We start from the raw sequence: 17,079 nt of genomic DNA on the forward strand, positions 1-17,079 counted from the left end.
GGAGATTACCTGCAATGTCTCAGTCCAACGCCATTATTCGTATTAAAAACCTCCGCCTGCGGACGTTTATCGGCATTAAAGAAGAAGAGATTGCCAACCGCCAGGACGTGGTCATCAACATTGAAATTCGCTATCCGGCCGAAAAGGCGCGCAATAGCGAAGACATTAACGATGCGCTGAACTACCGAACGATTACCAAGAGCATTATTCGCCACGTGGAGAATAACCGATTCTCTTTGCTAGAAAAATTAACTCAGGATGTGCTCGATATCGCACGCGAACATCACTGGGTCACTTATGCTGAAGTGGAGATCGATAAAGTTCACGCGCTACGCTATGCCGATTCGGTATCCATTACCTTAAGCTGGCAACGCTAGGCGCTCCTTCGCTGGGAGGTCGCATGAAGATTCTGATAACCGGTGGCACCGGCCTCATTGGCCGTCATCTTATTGTGCGGTTATTAACGCTGGGCCACGCGGTCTGTGTGGTCACGCGTTCTCCAGAAAAAGCGCGCCAGAGACTCGATGGGCGCGTTGAGATTTGGCCCGGACTACAGAATATTTCATCACTTGACGGTATCGATGCCGTCATTAATCTTGCCGGTGAGCCCATTGCCGACAAGCGTTGGACTGAGGCGCAAAAGCAGAAACTTTGCGACAGCCGTTGGATCCTAACCCAGCGCATTAGCGAGTTGATACAGGCCAGCGCCACCCCGCCTGCGGTGCTGATTTCCGGCTCAGCTACAGGCTATTATGGCGATCTCGGTGAAGTGGTCGTCACCGAAGAAGAGCCACCGCATAACGAGTTTACCCATAAACTGTGCGCACGCTGGGAGCAAATTGCCTGCAGCGCGCAAAGTGAGCATACCCGAGTCTGCCTGCTGCGAACCGGGGTTGTTCTCGCCGCCAAAGGCGGAATTCTGGGGAAAATGCTCCCCCCGTTTAAGCTAGGTCTCGGTGGCCCTATCGGCAACGGTCGGCAGTATCTAGCATGGATACACATCGACGATATGGTCAACGGCATTCTCTGGCTGCTCGATAACGATCTCCGGGGACCATTTAACATGGTTTCACCCTATCCGGTCCGCAACGAGCAGTTCGCCCATGCGCTGGGACATGCCTTAGATCGCCCGGCAATTTTACGCGTGCCAGCCAGCGCAATGCGCCTATTGATGGGAGAGTCTTCCGTGCTGGTTCTCGGCGGCCAGCGGGCGCTACCTAAACGGCTGGAGGCTGCTGGATTCAGTTTCCGCTGGTACGACTTGGACCAAGCGCTGGAAAATATTCTCGGTAAGCGACGCTGATTGCTGCGGTGATGGCGTCTTTGCTATCACCGCCTTTCTTTCTGGAAGTCCCCTCGCATTTCATTACTCCCTCTCATTAACCCATTTGCTAAACGTGAGCTCGATTCCAACGTGAATCATCACCGTTTGTCATAACGGCGCGTGGACAAATATGCAGCAAATGACCGTTGACATTCGTCAACATCAGGTAAATACTTTGCGGGATACATTGATGAAGGAACATCCGGATAAACATATCAGAGCAGCCATTGAATATGCACTTGATCATGGCTGGCTATTCCACGGAGGGGGCAAAAGCGCGCACTGTTTTGGGCGACTAAAATGCGGTATTGCTGAACACCGCGAACATATGATGAGTGTCTGATCTACGCCGGCGGTACCGCTGCATCATGCGCGACAAATTATGCGTATGGTTGACAGCTGCCAGCCTAAATACGCGAAACAATAGGGACAAGGAACGATGCCGTTATTTAATTTTACCCTGACGCTTTCCGGCGTCACTAGCAACACACAGGGGCTGGAAGATGCGCTGTATGCCGCGCACTGTAACGATGCCTTAATCTGCTTTTATGGCACCGCGGTGTACCTCGATTTTGACCGCGAAAGCGACACTCTGGAGCAGGCGATACTCTCCGCCATTAAGGATATTGAATCTGCATCCGCGCTGGATGCTCGCGTTGAATCCGTAGACGCCACGTTGGTTGGGTTAAGCGACATCGCTGAGCTTACCGGCGTTTCCCGGCAGGCTATCTCATTGCTAAAAGATGGCGCTCGTGGCACGGGGCAGTTTCCCGGCCCGATACAACGGGTGAAGGGCAGCTCTCCGTTATGGCGCTGGCAAACCATCGTTGAATGGCTGATTGCAGAAGGTCGGATACCGGCAGATTCCCCTATGGCGGCCCACGCGCAAACGCTCGATAGCCTGAATTTGGCGCTACAGCTGCGCGCATCTCGGGAGAGCCAAACGGTGCTTCACTATTTTCAGGGGCTAAACAGCCGCCTGCTGCCAGGCAGTTAACCCCCTGTTATTGCGGTCATTCAGGTGCTAAGGTAATTCTTTATTGCGCTTACCGGCATTCTGATGGCAACTCTTAACACCGCACGTTTATTGCTTTCACCCTTCACGGAACTCGACTGGCTTTTTTTCCTCTCACTTCGACAAAACCCTGAAGTGATGCGCTTTATGGGAGAAGTGCTGGATGAAGAGGCCATTCGTGGGGTGTTTAGGCATCGATGTAACGAGCCTGGAATATTCGTCATCCGCGATGCGAGCGGGGCTGCCATTGGGGATATTGGTCTGAGAGTCAGCCACAAATATCCGCATGAAGCTGACGTCGGGTACGCGTTATTGCCGCAGGCTCAAGGCAAGGGGTATGCCAGCGAAGCGCTCAACACCATCTGCGACTACGGTTTTGGCACGCTTGCACTGAATGCCATCAATGCATGGGTGTTGGCCGATAATCATGGTTCGTCACGGCTGTTAGAAAAACGGGGTTTTGTCCGTACACAGGTACTGGAAAAAGCGTATCAGCTTCATGGCAGGTATTACGACGATTGGGTATACCGACTGGAAAACGCCCCTACGACAAAGTAAGGGCAATAGTGACTTATTTCAGCGCACCGCTCAGGAACTGCTGTAGGCGTGCGCTTTTCGGGTTACCAAATACCTCATCCGGTGCGCCCTCTTCCTCAATTTTACCTTGGTGAAGGAAAATCACATGCGAGGAAACATGGCGAGCGAAGCCCATTTCATGGGTCACCACCACCATCGTTTTTCCCTCTTCCGCCAGTTTTTGCATGATCCGCAGAACTTCACCGACAAGCTCAGGATCCAGCGCAGAAGTCGGCTCATCAAAGAGCAGCACTTCCGGCTCCATCGCCAGCGCACGGGCAATAGAAACACGCTGTTGCTGACCTCCAGAAAGATGCACCGGGTATTTAATCTGCTGGCGTTCATCAATACCCACTTTCGCGAGGTATTTCATCGCCCGCTCGCGGGCTTCCTGCTTACTCAGCCCCAGAACTTGAATAGGCGCTTCCATCACGTTCTCCAGCACCGTCATATGGCTCCAGAGATTAAAGTGTTGGAAGACCATCGTCAGACGAGTGCGCAGCATCCGCAGCTGGTTTTTATCCGCAACCTTGAGCTGACCATCGGTATCGCGCACGAGGCCGATATTCTGCCCGTTGACGATTATGGAGCCTTCACTCGGTTTTTCGAGGAAGTTGATGCAGCGAAGGAAGGTACTTTTGCCCGATCCGGATGAGCCGATAATGCTTATCACATCACCCGCCGCCGCATTAAGCGAGACGCCCTTCAGCACTTCCTGCTCGCCATAGCGTTTGTGCAGGTCGATTACATTAAGTTTTTTATCAGACATCATATTCTCAGTGCGTAGAAGACGGTTTCATATGCTGTAACCAGCGCTTTTCCGCTTTGCGGAACAGACTTATCAAGACATACGAAATGATCAAGTACAGTACGGCCGCAATCCCAAAGGCGGTAAAGGGCTGATAGGTCGCGGAGTTAATATCGCGGGCAATTTTCAGCAGGTCGGGCACCGTCGCGGTAAACGCCAGCGCCGTCGAGTGCAGCATCAGGATCACTTCGTTGCTGTAGGCCGGCAACGCAATACGCAATGCCGATGGCAGGATAATGCAGCGATAGAGCTTAAACGACGAGAAGCCGTAGGCCCGAGCCGCCTCTATTTCACCAGCAGGTACCGAACGAATGGCACCGGCAAAAATCTCGGTGGTGTAAGCGCAGGTATTGAGCGTTAAGGCCAACACCGTACAGTTCAGGCCGCTGCGGAAAAAGGCATTAAGCATCTCGGTGCCTTTGACGATTTCCAGCGTATACATCCCGGAATAGAACACCAACAGCTGCACATACAGCGGCGTGCCGCGAAAAATGTAGGTAAACAGCCAGACTGGGAATTTGATGTACTTATTGCTGGAAACGCGCGCAATGGCGAGGAAAAGCGCCATAAAACCGCCCATCACCACCGACAACACCAGCAGCCAAAGGGTAATGGCCACGCCGGTAAAACGATAGCCGTCGCTCCACAGCAGCGATTTCCAGTACTCCTGAATAATCTCAATCACAGGTCAGCCCTCTTCACACCCACGGAATAGCGGCGTTCGAGCAGCAGCAACACGCCATTGGAAACGGTAGTAAACAACAGATAAATCAATCCGCAGACGATGGCGAAGTAGAACGGTTCCCAAGTACTTTTCCCTGCAAGCTGAGTGGCTTTGACCACATCTTCCAGACCAAGCAACGACACCAGCGCAGTGGCTTTTAAAATCACCTGCCAGTTGTTACCAATGCCAGGCAGCGCATAGCGCATCATGGCCGGAAACAAAATACGTCGGAAGGTTTGCGGGCCGGTAAAGCCAAACGCCGTAGCAGCTTCAATATGCCCTTTCGGCACCGCCATAAAAGCGCCACGGAAAGTTTCGGTGAAGTAGGCACCGTAGATAAAACCAAGGGTGATGATCCCGGCTATCATCGGGTCGATATCAAATTGTGATAATCCGAGAGAGTCGGTGACCAGATTAAGCGCCATCTGCAAGCCGTAAAAAATCAGCAGCATCAGGACTAAGTCGGGCACGCCACGAATCAGCGTGGTGTAACCCTCAAAAATTAACGCCAGTACGCGATTTTGGGAGAGCTTTGCTCCCGCACCAACCAGACCAATAAGCACGGCCAGAACCACTGAGCTTAAAGCCAGCTCAAGGGTTACAACGGCGCCCTGAAAAATAACCTGCGAAAACCCGTACAGCATGCTGCCAGCCCTATCTTGACGCCCATCGCCAGGCCGCGCCTATGCGATGGGTTACTCGTGATGATTACTCGCCGTAAACGTTAAAATCGAAGTACTTTTTCGCCAGCTTGTCGTAAGTGCCGTCAGCGCGCATCTCAGCAAATGCCTTGTTCAGCGCGTTCAGCAGTTCAGTATCGTCTTTACGCAGCCCCATACCGGTGCCAACCCCAAACAGTTTTTCGTCTTTAATCGACGGGCCACCGAACTGGTAGTCTTTGCCAATAGGCTGTTTCAGGAAACCTTCACTCGCCGCCACTTCGTCCTGGAATGCCGCATCAATACGACCGGCAGTCAGGTCAGAGTAGATATTGTCCTGCCCCTGGTAAGAGACAATTTCAATACCTTTTGGCGCCCAGTGTTCGTTACCGTAGGTTTCTTGAGTCGTACCCTGTAACACGCCAACGCGCTTGCCTTTCAGCGTGGCGAGATCTGGCGTTACCGAGGAACCTTTTTTCACTACCAGACGGGAGTCGGCGGCGTACAATTTGTCGGTAAAGGCGATTTCCTGCTGGCGTTTTTCAGTGATCGACAACGATGACATAATGGCATCGATTTTCTTCGCTTTCAGAGAGGGGATCAGAGCGTCCAGCGGGTTTTCCACGAAGGTACATTGTGTCTGGATGCGCTTACAGAGCTCTTTTGCCAGATCAATGTCAAAACCCACTAATTCACCCTGTGCATTTTTTGACTCGAACGGCGCATACGTTGGGTCAGTACCAATACGCACTTTTTGTGGAATTGCTGCAAACGCGCTTGAAGCTGAAGCAAGCGCCAAGACCAGAGAAAAAGATAATGCCAGTTTTTTCATATTATCCTCAACAGACGGTAATTCTTGTGGGTTTTTTAGAAATAATCTGAGCAGTTATCGTGCCATCTTTCGGCCCATCAAGGCAAAGCATTCTGCCCTTCCTGATGGCTTTTTTCTCATTAAAAATGCTTAATTATGCAACCATGCGCGATTTTTGTGCAATCAACGCACCATCGTGGTGCACTACAAGATTCATGCACCACGATGATACATACTGAGCGGTTAGTCGCCGTAGACGTTAAAGTTGAAATACTTCTTCGCCATTTTGTCGTAGGTGCCGTCAGCGCGCAGTTCCGCCAGCGCTTTATCAAACGCGGCTTTCAGCTCTGCGTCGTCTTTACGCAGACCTACCCCGGTACCATCGCCGAAGAATTTCTTGTCTTTTACCGACGCCCCTGCAAACTCAAAGTCTTTACCCGCAGGCTGCTTGAGGAAGCCCTCGCTGGCCGCAACTTCATCCTGCAATGCAGCATCCAGACGACCGGCCGCCAAATCGGAGTAGATCAGATCCTGGTTCTGGTAGGCCACGACATCAATGCCTTTGCTGCGCCAGTTTTCGTTAGCATAAGCTTCCTGCGTTGAACCCTGCAGCACGCCGATATGTTTGCCTTTCAGCGCATCAAGGGTCGGTAAAATCGCCGAGCCTTTTGCCGCAATCAGACGCGAGTCCGCCGCATACAGTTTGTTAGAGAAAGCGATTTCCTGCTGGCGTTTTTCAGTAATGGATAATGAGGAGATAATTGCGTCAATTTTCTTTGCTTTCAGCGACGGGATTAGCGCGTCAAAATCGCTACCTACCCAAGTACACTTAATGCTGGCGCGTTTGCACATTTCATTGCCCAGATCGATATCAAAGCCGACAAAATCGCCTTTGGCATCTTTCGAGGAGAACGGTGCATAGGTGGCATCAGTACCAATACGAATGCTCTGTGGCAGTGCTGCAAATACGCTGGAGGCGCTGCTGAAACCCAACAGCAAAGAGAGAGCCAGAATCGTCTTCTTCATACGTTCCCCTATTAAATCGTGATGTCGTTAACTACTGATAATTATGTTGTGTGTGTCTGCAAAACCTTATCTGCATCTTCTGTGCCATCTTTAACGCGAACAAACCACAACGTTAAATATGTTAATAAAAAGATAACAAAAGGTAATCATAGAGGAAGATATCAGCCACAGCGCATAAATCGAGCACAAATAGACGATCAGGATGATTAAATATCGAGGATTTGATCGGCGTTGCAGAATTGCCCTGAAACAGGGCAAAAGATGCACGGTGCACTCCGCTTGGGCGCGATTACGCCCCGGTCCAGCGGGTGAAGAGATCTTCTGGCAAAGAGATGTCAAAGAGGTCCAGCACGCGGTTTACGGTCTGGTTAATCACATCATCTAGCGTTTGTGGACGGTGATAAAACGCGGGAACAGGTGGCATGATAATCGCACCAATTTCAGCCGCCTGAGTCATCAAACGCAGGTGCCCCAGATGCAGCGGTGTTTCTCGCACGCAAAGTACCAACTGACGGCGCTCTTTAAGCACCACATCTGCGGCACGCGTCAGCAGACCATCGGTATAGCTGTTGACGATCCCAGAGAGCGTCTTAATTGAACAAGGCAGAATAACCATACCGGACGTTTTAAACGAACCTGACGAGATACTGGCGCCGATATCGCGGGCATCATGCACCACATCTGCCAGCGCTTGAACCTCACGGAGCGTAAAGTCTGTTTCCAACGCCAGCGTCTGTCGCGCGGCCTGGCTCATCACCAGATGCGTTTCCACATCAGGAAGAGTGCGCAGCACCTGCAACAATCGCACGCCGTAAATGGCGCCGCTGGCGCCTGAAATACCAATGATGAGTCGTTTCACACTAACCGCCTTGTTTCCGTATTGATGCAGACTTTGCCGGATTACGGAGCCAGACGCAACTAGCAGGCAGTAGGCAATAAAAAAGCCGGATGGCAGCTACGCCTTATCCGGCCTACGAGGAGGCAGACTCGGGCCGGATAAACGCTATCCGACCTGCCCTGTCTTAACCTTCGTTGTGCATCTCTAAGTTTTCCACTTCATTTTGCAACAGCATGGCCTTGGCATCGTCGTTGCGCAGTGAGTCGAGAAAATCAAGATAAGCTTGGTCAACGTCTTTGGTGACATACACGCCGTTGAACACCGAGCATTCAAATTGCTGAATTTCCGGGTTCTCTGCGCGTACCGCCTCAATGAGATCGTTGAGATCTTGGAAGATAAGCCCATCGGCTCCGATGATCTGGCGAATTTCGTCCACTTCACGACCATGTGCAATCAGCTCAGTCGCGGTAGGCATATCAATGCCATAGACGTTCGGGAAGCGAATTTCCGGTGCGGCAGAGGCCAGATAGACCTTCTTCGCGCCGGCTTCACGCGCCATTTCGATAATCTGTTCAGAGGTGGTGCCACGCACGATGGAATCATCGACCAGCAGCACGTTCTTACCGCGGAACTCAGCACGGTTAGCATTCAGCTTACGGCGTACGGATTTACGACGCAGTTGCTGACCCGGCATGATAAAGGTACGGCCAACATAACGGTTTTTCACAAAACCTTGGCGGTACGGTTTATCCAGAATACGCGCGATTTCCAATGCGATATCGCAAGAGGTTTCCGGAATCGGGATAACCACGTCAATATCTAAATCTTCCCACTCGCGGGCGATTTTTTCGCCAAGCTTAGTCCCCATATTGACGCGGGCGCTATAGACGGAAATCTTGTCGATAAAGGAGTCCGGGCGCGCAAAGTAGACGTACTCGAACAGGCACGGATTGCTCACCGGGTTGTCAGCACACTGACGGGTGAACAACTGCCCTTTCTCGGTGATATAGACCGCTTCGCCCGGTGCCACGTCGCGCAGGAATTCAAAGCCCAGCGTATCAAGTGCCACGCTTTCAGAGGCCACCATGTACTCGGTGCGGCCATCGCCAATATCACGCTTGCCCAGCACCAGCGGGCGGATGCCGTTAGGGTCGCGGAAAGCTACCATGCCATGACCGATAATCATTGCCACGCAGGCATATGCCCCACGGATCTGACGGTTGGTCGCAGCAATTGCGGCGAAAATATTGTCGGCTTCCAGCGGATAATGGCGGAAGTTATCCAGCTCACTGGCGAAGATATTGAGCAGGATTTCAGAATCAGAAGTGGTGTTGATGTGACGGCGTTTTTCTTCAAACAGCTTTTGACGTAACTCATGCGCATTGGTCAGATTGCCGTTATGCGCAAGCGTAATACCATACGGCGAGTTAACGTAAAAAGGCTGAGCTTCAGAAGCGCTGGAGCTGCCCGCCGTTGGGTAACGCACGTGGCCAATACCCATGTTGCCCTGCATACGCTGCATGTGGCGAGCTTCAAAGACATCACTGACCATGCCGTTTGCCTTACGCAACCGGAAGCAGTTGTTGGCATCAATGGTGATGATGCCAGCGGCATCCTGTCCACGGTGCTGCAGCACCGTTAGCGCATCATAAATCGACTGGTTAACCGGCATGACACCGGCGATACCGACAATACCGCACATACGTCTTTTCCTCGTTAAGCAACGACCCAAAGTTTATACTTTGGGCAAGAAACTTGACGAGCTTTGAAGGTATTCAAAAAACCATCTGATAACCGGAGAAAAATAGGGAATAAACTGCGAATGTAGCCAGTCATCGCTCTTCGCCATCCCGGTAAAAGTGTCGAGGAAGAACAGGATAGCGGCGATAATCAGCACCCCACGTAAAGCGCCAAAGCAGATCCCCAATACCCTATCTGTACCCGACAAACCGGTCTTTTCCACCAGTTGGCCTATCACGTAGTTGACGATAGCACCAACGATGAGCGTTACGATAAACAGCGCCGCAATCGCTATCCCATTTCTAACCCGTTCATCTTCAAAGCCCGTAAACCAGACGGACAGTTCCGTGTAGTAATGGCTAGCAACGTAGAAGGCACAGCCCCAGGTTACCAACGATAATGCTTCACGAACAAAGCCGCGGATAAGGCTCACTAAGCAAGAAAAGCCCAGCACCGCGATAATGGCATAATCAATCCAGACCATAAATGTCCCACGATTTTACGCCCTGTCATCCAGTTCGGGCGCATTCTAACAGAAAAAGAAAACGTTTGCGTAGGGATTTCCTTCCCCGGCGTAAATAAAAAATGGCGCTGAAAAAATATTCAACGCCACTAATTTGGGCCCACACCCACGGGCAAATATAATGCCCCTCATCCCACTGTGGGAAGGGTTTGGGTGAAGGTTTAAGCTGCGTTAGTTCGGGGTATACCCCATCACTACACCGCTTAACCCCGACAGCTGTTTCAGTTCTCCAAGCGAACCTTTCAGCTTATCTTTTGAGGCCTCTGGCCCCACCAGAATGCGGGTGATTTTACCCTGAACCGGTGTGGATGGCGATGTGTAAGCGCGGTAACCCGCCCCGCGCAAACTAGCGACAATTTCATTCACCTTATCGGCGTTCTTCAACGCACCCAACTGCACCACATAAGCTTTGCCCACCGGCGCGGCACTCTCTTCCGGCACCGCTTTTGGCGGCGGGGTGGCGGCAACCTGTTCAGTTACCGGCTGCGGTTTAGGTTTTGGTTTTTCGACAGGTTTCGGTTTAGGGAGATCCGCCGCCGGCGGGATCTGTTCGAGATCGCCATTGCCGTTAACGGCAAGGCGACTGGAATCCAATGATGGCGCTGCCGCGTCACCCGCCCTCACCTCTTCCGCTGCACCTTCAGGCGGTTGCGCGGGCAAGGCTTGAGTGGCAGTTGGCAGCATATCAGGTTCGTCGCGGTCGCCAGGTTTTGGCACCAGTGGAATCGCCGCAAACTCATCCTGATAATGTTTTTTTTGCCCGTCAAGAAGCCCAGGCAGCACGATAACGCCCAAGGCAACTAATACTATCGTCCCGACAAGACGGTTCTGAAACTTACTTGCCACCCGCTATCCCCGTGTCCAACTCTTCCATCACATGCGCTACCGTGTGGAACGAACCACACACCAGCACCGTATCATCAGGCGTCGCGTCGGCCATTGCGGCGCGCCATGCCAGCGCCACGCTTGCAAAGACGGTACCTGCGCGCAGATGTTCACGCAATTGTTCCGCCGTCGCCCCGCGCGGCCCTTCAAGCGGCGCACAATACCAGTCGTCCACGACCGCCTCTAAGCACGCCAGCGTACCGGCGATGTCCTTATCATGCAGCATACCAATAACCGCCCGTACTCGCCCAGTTTTCGGCAGCGATTTGAGACGTCCAGCAAGGTAGGCCGCCGCATGCGGGTTATGGGCGACATCTAAAATGACGCGAGGTTCTGTTTGGATGACCTGGAAGCGGCCCGGCAAAATCGCATTGGCAATGCCACTACGAATGGCTTCATCGCTCACCACAAGCCCGCTGGCACGCAGCGCAGCCAGCGCCGTGGCGGCATTCGGCTGCGGCACGTTTGGCAGCGGTAGACCGCGTAATTCGCCCTGCGTATCGCTAAACGTCCAGCTATCGGCTTCCACCGTATAGCGCCAGTCAACATCACGCTGCAGTAATACTGCGCCTTTCTCCCGCGCGACATCAGCAATAGTATGTGGCATATCCGGTTCGCCCACCACTGCCGGACGCCCGCCGCGGAAGACGCCCGCTTTTTCACGACCGATGCTTTCGCGATCTGGTCCCAGCCAGTCGGTATGGTCTAAAGCAATACTGGTCACCACGGCGACGCTGGCATCAACGATGTTTGTCGCATCGAGGCGACCACCCAGCCCGACTTCCAGAATCACCACGTCTACCTGCGCTTGCTTAAACAGCCACAGCGCCGAGAGGGTGCCGTATTCAAAATAGGTCAAAGAGGTCTCGCCGCGTGCCGCTTCAATCGCTGCAAACGAGGCAGTATGCGCGCTTTCGGCAAGCTCCTCGCTCTTTACGCGAACGCGTTCAGTATAACGAACCAGATGCGGAGAGCTGTAAACGCCGACCTTATAGCCTGCGGCTATCAGAATCGTTTCCAGCGTACGGCAGGTCGTACCTTTACCGTTAGTCCCCGCGACCGTAAATACAAACGGCGCAGGCTGAAGCACGTCCAATTGACCCGCCACTAAGCTGACGCGAGCCAGACCGAGGTCGATAGTTTTAGCGTGAAGGTTTTCCAGATAAGAAAGCCACGTAGCCAGGGGCGACGTGGCCTGAGGAATAAGATGTTTTTCCATGATGCCCGCAACTTTCAACGGTGAATAAAAGCAAGGTGAGTAATAGCAAAAAGGGCAGCGCCGCTCGGCCCTGCCCTTTGCATTATCAGGCCTCTGGTTCCTGATCCGGTACCGGCGGTACCACCACGCTTTCACGCGGCGCATCCGGGTTTGGTGCCGGGAGATTCATCAACTTCGCCAGAATACTGGCAAGCTTCAGACGCATTTCCGGACGGCGAACGATCATATCAATCGCCCCCTTCTCAATGAGGAACTCGCTGCGCTGGAAGCCCGGCGGCAGTTTCTCACGAACGGTCTGTTCGATAACGCGAGGACCGGCAAAACCAATCAGCGCTTTCGGCTCAGCGATGTTGAGATCGCCCAGCATCGCGAAGCTTGCAGAGACGCCACCCATGGTTGGGTCGGTCAGCACGGAAATGTACGGCAATCCGCGTTCCTGCATTTTCGCCAGCGCCGCAGAAGTTTTCGCCATCTGCATCAGCGACATCAGCGCTTCTTGCATACGTGCGCCGCCTGATGCGGAAAAACAGATAAGCGGGCAGCTATCTTCCAGCGCCTGCTCAACGGCACGGACAAAGCGCGCACCGACAACGGAACCCATCGAGCCGCCCATAAAGGAGAACTCAAAGGCCACAGCGACAACAGGCATTGTGTGCAGGGTGCCTTTCATGGCAACCAGCGCATCTTTTTCGCCCGTTTCTTTCTGCGCAGAAACTAATCTGTCTTTATACTTTTTAGAGTCACGGAACTTCAGCACGTCTTTCGGCTCAAGTTCGCTACCCAGTTCTACCAGGGACCCTTCATCTAATACGCTGTGCAGGCGATTACGCGCTGACATACGCATATGATGGTCGCACTTAGGGCAAACCTCGAGGTTACGCTCCAATTCAGCGCGATACAAAACCTGACCACAGCTATCGCACTTGGTCCATACCCCTTCCGGGATGCTCGCCTTGCGGGTAGGTGTGATGTTGCTTTTAATTCGTTCAATCCAGCTCATTGATAACCTTTCTGCCTGAACCTGGTCGATGCCAGTTTTGCCATTAAGGGGGCGCGCATAATGCCACTTTTGCCCCTCATAGACCATGAATGTTGCACATTAAAACATAACAGCCCGAAACTTGGCATAAAAAAGTGGTCGAACCGCGAAACATGCCGTAACAGGGCACGGCTGAATCGTGCCCTCTGTGCTTGGTTTATTTTGCCTGCTTTGCAGCAGCCCGACGGTGGCGGATAACTTCGATAACGCCCGGCAAGATCGACAGCACGATAATCGCGACGATCAACAGCTTCAGGTTTTCCTGCACAATCGGCAGATCGCCAAACAGGTAGCCCGCGTAAGTAAACAGCAGCACCCACAGCAGCGCACCGGTCACGTTATAGAACGCAAAATGACGATAGGACATATGCCCCATTCCCGCCACAAATGGCGCGAATGTTCTAACGATAGGCACAAATCGCGCCAGAATAATGGTTTTTCCACCATGTTTATCGTAGAAGGCGTGAGTCTTATCTAGGTAGCTGCGACGGAAAATCTTCGAATTGGGGTTGCTGAACAGTTTTTCACCAAACAATCGCCCAATGGTGTAGTTCACCGCATCGCCGACAATCGCCGCTATCACCATCAACAGCACCATCAGGTGCACATTGAGATCGTTCGTCGGCAGCGCAGAGAGCGCACCGGCCACGAACAGCAGTGAGTCGCCAGGCAGGAACGGCGTAACCACAAGCCCAGTTTCGCAAAACAGGATCAAGAACAGAATGGCATAAACCCAGACGCCATATTGCGCGACCAGTTCAGCCAGATGCACATCAATATGCAGGATGAAATCAATTAAAAAACGGATAAGATCCATATTGTTTTAGCCCCAAATGACTACATTAGTCCGCCAGGAAAAGCGGCCCCATCGGCACGGAAGGCAGTTCAAAGTGCGCGGGGTAGTCTACCGCCACCAGGTACAGCCCTTCCGCTTTCGCCGTCGCGGCGGCAAGCGTCCTGTCTTTTGCCGCCAGCAGTTCTGCAATCCAGCTCTCCGGCTGGTTTCCTGAGCCAACTTCCATCAGGCTGCCAACAATATTCCTTACCATATGATGCACAAAGGCATTCGCTTTGATGTCCACCACGATATACGCGCCATAGCGCGTCACATTGATGTGCATAAGATTGCGCCACGGCGTGCGTGACTGACACTGCACCGCCCGAAACGAGGTGAAATCATTCTCGCCCAGCAGACTTTGCGCCGCGCGGTGCATCCGCTCGGCGTCCAGCGGCTGGTGATAATGCGTCACCCCCTGTCCCAACACCGCCGGACGCAGCCGGTGGTTGTAAATAATGTAGCGATAACGACGCGCCGTCGCGCTAAAGCGCGCGTGAAAATCGTCGGGAACAGCTTTCACCCAACGAACCGCTATGTCACTAGGCAAATTCGCATTTACGCCCAATGTCCATGCCACGTCTTTACGCGCCGCATGGGTTTCGAAGTGCACAACTTGACCGGTACCGTGTACACCGGAATCGGTGCGTCCGGCGCAATACACGCTAATCGGTTCGTTCGCCACCTGCGAGAGCGCTTTTTCCAGCTTCTCCTGCACGCTGCGTACTTCGTTTTGCCGCTGCCAGCCGTAGTACTTGCTGCCGTCGTATTCAATGCCCAGCGCAATACGATAGACCGGCAGTTGCTCCATTCCGGACATTAGTACATATACTCCTGCACCAGCTTCTCAGCCGTTTTCACCGCCATCAACGCGCCGCCGAAACGGACGTTATCGGCAACCGACCAGAACTGAACCTGCTCCGGCATACCATAATCGTTGCGGACACAGCCGACAGAAAGGTGCGCACTGTTGGTCGCATCGCCAACCTGCGTTGGGAACTCGCCCTCTTCAGACAGCGCGATATCTTCGCCACGATTAAACGCGTCACGCGCTTCTTCCGCTGCCAGCGGACGCATTGCTTCGAAGGAGACCATCTGTGCGAGACCATAGAAGACCGGTGATTGAACGCAGTTAGCGGAAATCATCAGGCCATCGTCCTGCAGAACTTTACGCACTTGGTCAACAATGCGACGTTCGTCAGGCACGCTCCCTTCCCGGTCTGGCAGCATCGGCAACATGTTGAACGCCAGCTGGCGGCCAAAGAAGTCGTCTTCATCAATCGGTATACCGTTCAGCAGCTTAGCGCTCTGCCCGGCCAATGCGTCGACCGCCTTTTTACCGTGTGCAGAAGCAGAGAGCAGACTGGTCACGCTGATGCGCGACAGGCCGCCGTCATCAATCAGTGGCTTCAACGCGCTCAAAAGCTGGCTGGTCTGGCAGTCGGCGACGGCAATCAGATTGCGGTTACGGTAGTCAGCAAGGGCAGATGGGTTTACATCAGGAACCACCAGAGGCACATCCGGCTCTAAGGCAAATAGGCCGCTGAGATCGATAATCAGGCAGCCCGCGTTACTCGCGTCTTCGACGTAGGCTGCGGTCGCTTCCTGACCTGCCACAAAGAACGCCAACTGCGCCTGAGTCCAGTCGAACTCCGCCGCATCCTGCACCATTACCGATTTACCGTTAAAACGCAGATACTCACCGGCGCTTTCATTACGTGCAAGCGCATAGATATCACCTACCGGAAACTCGCGTTCCGCAAGGGTTTCAATCAGGGCACGGCCCACGGCGCCGGTTGCGCCTAGGATGGCAATATTCCAGCCTTCAGACATGGTGATTTACTCCAGAAAAAATGACAGCCCTGCTGGAGTATCCAGCAGGAGCATTAAGAAGACATTAGCAATGTACGGCGTTAAACCCGATTTTAAGCAGCAGCGCAGCAACATCAGCGTCGTCACACTCAACCGTCAGTGACGACCATTCGCGGCGTTCAATATAATTCTTACGCAGCTTGTCAAATTCGCCGGGGATCCCCGCCACTTTTCGCAGCGGCGCATCATCGCGGCGCACATCATACACTAAATGGACCAGTCTTTTCAGCGTTGGCTGACAGAGCGGCCCATGCAGGCTAATGCGGCCAAACTCTGGCGCGGGCAGCAGCGATGAAAGCGCCACTTCCTGCGGCTGACCAATAAACTGGCTGTAGGCTTCAAACACTTGAGTCGTGCCGCGCGCTTTGCCTTCCAAGGTATAGCCCGCAATGTGCGGAGTGCCGAGATCAACTTTATCCAACAACGCCAAATTGAGATCCGGCTCCGGCTCCCAAACGTCCAATACTACGCTCAGATCCTGACCCGCTTCCAAACGCGCAAGCAATGCGGCGTTATCCACCACCGGGCCACGGCAGGCGTTAATTAAAATGGTTCCCGGCTTCAGACGGCGAAGCAGCGCGTCATCCACCAGATGCAGCGATTTATAAGGCCCATCTTTATACAGCGGGGTATGGAAGGTCAGTACATCGGCCTGTTCGACCAATTCATCAAGCGTTCTGAACTCGCCAGCATCGCCGTTATCGGCACGCGGCGGATCGCACAGCAGCGTTTTGATCCCCAACGCTTCCAGTCGTTTTTGCAGACGACCGCCCACATTGCCGACGCCAACAATGCCCACCGTGCGGTCGGTCAACGCAAAACCGTCGCGTTCGGCCAGCATCAGCAGCGCGGAAAAGACATATTCAACAACCGCAATGGCATTGCAGCCGGGAGCGGCGGAAAATCCAATGCCGGCCTGTTGCAGCCAGCCGTCATCAACGTGATCGGTGCCCGCCGTCGCCGTACCGACAAACTTAATCGCTTTGTCGCCAAGCAGCGCTTCATTAACCTTCGTGACGGAACGCACCATCAGCGCGTCGGCATCGGCTAACGCCTCCATCGGAATTGGACGGCCTGGAACAGCCCTCACCTCACCCAAACGGCTGAACAGCTCGCGGGCATAGGGCATATTTTCATCAACAAGGATTTTCACGATTTGTACCTGTCTGAGAACGAGAGTAAACC

General features: G+C 53.3%; 19 protein-coding genes and 1 pseudogene. 5 read left to right on the forward strand and 15 right to left on the reverse strand.

The window, feature by feature from the left end; all coding sequences use genetic code 11:
* Nucleotides 1–14: 14 nt before the first annotated feature.
* The 5 genes and pseudogenes from folX (at nt 15) to AB4K05_RS10855 (ending at nt 2,897) form a co-directional block, all read left to right on the forward strand.
* A complete protein-coding gene (folX, locus tag AB4K05_RS10835) occupies nt 15–377 on the forward strand; it encodes a dihydroneopterin triphosphate 2'-epimerase (protein ID WP_368479984.1) in 363 nt (120 codons plus the stop codon).
* A 23-nt stretch (nt 378–400) separates the two neighbouring features.
* Complete coding sequence (locus AB4K05_RS10840; protein ID WP_368479985.1) at nt 401–1,303, forward strand: TIGR01777 family oxidoreductase; 903 nt, start codon at nt 401–403, stop codon at nt 1,301–1,303.
* Nucleotides 1,304–1,514: 211 nt separating this feature from the next.
* Nucleotides 1,515–1,751: pseudogene (locus AB4K05_RS10845) on the forward strand (hypothetical protein).
* A gap of 12 nt (nt 1,752–1,763) precedes the next feature.
* The gene (locus tag AB4K05_RS10850; RefSeq protein WP_368479986.1) at nt 1,764–2,321 is read left to right on the forward strand and encodes a helix-turn-helix transcriptional regulator; all 558 of its coding nucleotides are present in this window, start codon (nt 1,764–1,766) and stop codon (nt 2,319–2,321) included.
* A gap of 63 nt (nt 2,322–2,384) precedes the next feature.
* Complete coding sequence (locus AB4K05_RS10855; protein WP_368479987.1) at nt 2,385–2,897, forward strand: GNAT family N-acetyltransferase; 513 nt, start codon at nt 2,385–2,387, stop codon at nt 2,895–2,897.
* Between the two features lie 13 nt (nt 2,898–2,910).
* On the opposite strand, the gene hisP is transcribed toward AB4K05_RS10855, so the two are convergent.
* The 15 genes from hisP to pdxB all read right to left on the reverse strand — a co-directional run bounded on the left by hisP (nt 2,911) and on the right by pdxB (nt 17,047).
* Nucleotides 2,911–3,684, reverse strand: a complete 774-nt coding sequence (gene hisP / locus AB4K05_RS10860) for a histidine ABC transporter ATP-binding protein HisP (RefSeq protein ID WP_368479988.1) — start codon at nt 3,682–3,684, stop codon at nt 2,911–2,913.
* Between the two features lie 7 nt (nt 3,685–3,691).
* Nucleotides 3,692–4,408, reverse strand: a complete 717-nt coding sequence (locus AB4K05_RS10865) for an ABC transporter permease (protein WP_368479989.1) — start codon at nt 4,406–4,408, stop codon at nt 3,692–3,694.
* Nucleotides 4,405–5,091: a histidine ABC transporter permease HisQ gene (locus tag AB4K05_RS10870; protein ID WP_368479990.1), complete on the reverse strand. Its 687-nt coding sequence runs from the start codon at nt 5,089–5,091 to the stop codon at nt 4,405–4,407. The genes AB4K05_RS10865 and AB4K05_RS10870 overlap by 4 nt, the downstream gene beginning before the upstream one ends.
* Nucleotides 5,092–5,155: 64 nt before the next feature.
* On the reverse strand, nt 5,156–5,938 hold the full coding sequence (hisJ, locus tag AB4K05_RS10875) for a histidine ABC transporter substrate-binding protein HisJ (RefSeq protein WP_368479991.1): 783 nt from the start codon (nt 5,936–5,938) through the stop codon (nt 5,156–5,158).
* 222 nt (nt 5,939–6,160) lie between these two features.
* Complete coding sequence (gene argT, locus AB4K05_RS10880; protein WP_368479992.1) at nt 6,161–6,943, reverse strand: lysine/arginine/ornithine ABC transporter substrate-binding protein ArgT; 783 nt, start codon at nt 6,941–6,943, stop codon at nt 6,161–6,163.
* Between the two features lie 289 nt (nt 6,944–7,232).
* Nucleotides 7,233–7,802: a UbiX family flavin prenyltransferase gene (locus AB4K05_RS10885; RefSeq protein ID WP_368479993.1), complete on the reverse strand. Its 570-nt coding sequence runs from the start codon at nt 7,800–7,802 to the stop codon at nt 7,233–7,235.
* A gap of 163 nt (nt 7,803–7,965) precedes the next feature.
* On the reverse strand, nt 7,966–9,483 hold the full coding sequence (gene purF / locus AB4K05_RS10890) for an amidophosphoribosyltransferase (RefSeq protein ID WP_368479994.1): 1,518 nt from the start codon (nt 9,481–9,483) through the stop codon (nt 7,966–7,968).
* A 33-nt stretch (nt 9,484–9,516) separates the two neighbouring features.
* Nucleotides 9,517–10,005, reverse strand: a complete 489-nt coding sequence (gene cvpA / locus AB4K05_RS10895; RefSeq protein ID WP_052285426.1) for a colicin V production protein — start codon at nt 10,003–10,005, stop codon at nt 9,517–9,519.
* Nucleotides 10,006–10,215: 210 nt separating this feature from the next.
* Nucleotides 10,216–10,890 carry a cell division protein DedD gene (gene dedD, locus AB4K05_RS10900; RefSeq protein WP_368479995.1) on the reverse strand — a complete coding sequence of 225 codons (675 nt, stop codon included), beginning with the start codon at nt 10,888–10,890 and terminating at the stop codon, nt 10,216–10,218.
* Entirely contained in the window at nt 10,880–12,148 is a 1,269-nt protein-coding gene (gene folC, locus AB4K05_RS10905) for a bifunctional tetrahydrofolate synthase/dihydrofolate synthase (protein WP_368479996.1), read from the reverse strand. The genes dedD and folC overlap by 11 nt, the downstream gene beginning before the upstream one ends.
* 85 nt (nt 12,149–12,233) lie before the next feature.
* The gene (gene accD, locus AB4K05_RS10910) at nt 12,234–13,148 is read right to left on the reverse strand and encodes an acetyl-CoA carboxylase, carboxyltransferase subunit beta (protein ID WP_368479997.1); all 915 of its coding nucleotides are present in this window, start codon (nt 13,146–13,148) and stop codon (nt 12,234–12,236) included.
* Between the two features lie 196 nt (nt 13,149–13,344).
* Nucleotides 13,345–14,004, reverse strand: coding sequence for a DedA family protein (locus AB4K05_RS10915; RefSeq protein ID WP_368479998.1), 660 nt, complete (start codon nt 14,002–14,004; stop codon nt 13,345–13,347).
* A 25-nt stretch (nt 14,005–14,029) separates the two neighbouring features.
* Nucleotides 14,030–14,842, reverse strand: a complete 813-nt coding sequence (truA, locus tag AB4K05_RS10920; protein WP_368479999.1) for a tRNA pseudouridine(38-40) synthase TruA — start codon at nt 14,840–14,842, stop codon at nt 14,030–14,032.
* Nucleotides 14,842–15,855: an aspartate-semialdehyde dehydrogenase gene (locus tag AB4K05_RS10925; RefSeq protein ID WP_368480000.1), complete on the reverse strand. Its 1,014-nt coding sequence runs from the start codon at nt 15,853–15,855 to the stop codon at nt 14,842–14,844. Before AB4K05_RS10925 ends, truA begins: the two co-directional genes overlap by 1 nt.
* A 64-nt stretch (nt 15,856–15,919) precedes the next feature.
* Nucleotides 15,920–17,047: a 4-phosphoerythronate dehydrogenase PdxB gene (gene pdxB, locus AB4K05_RS10930; protein ID WP_368480001.1), complete on the reverse strand. Its 1,128-nt coding sequence runs from the start codon at nt 17,045–17,047 to the stop codon at nt 15,920–15,922.
* Nucleotides 17,048–17,079 lie beyond the last annotated feature (32 nt).

Origin of the sequence: Kluyvera sp. STS39-E (assembly GCF_040932435.1) — a bacterium.
In the GTDB taxonomy this organism is placed as follows: domain Bacteria; phylum Pseudomonadota; class Gammaproteobacteria; order Enterobacterales; family Enterobacteriaceae; genus Kluyvera.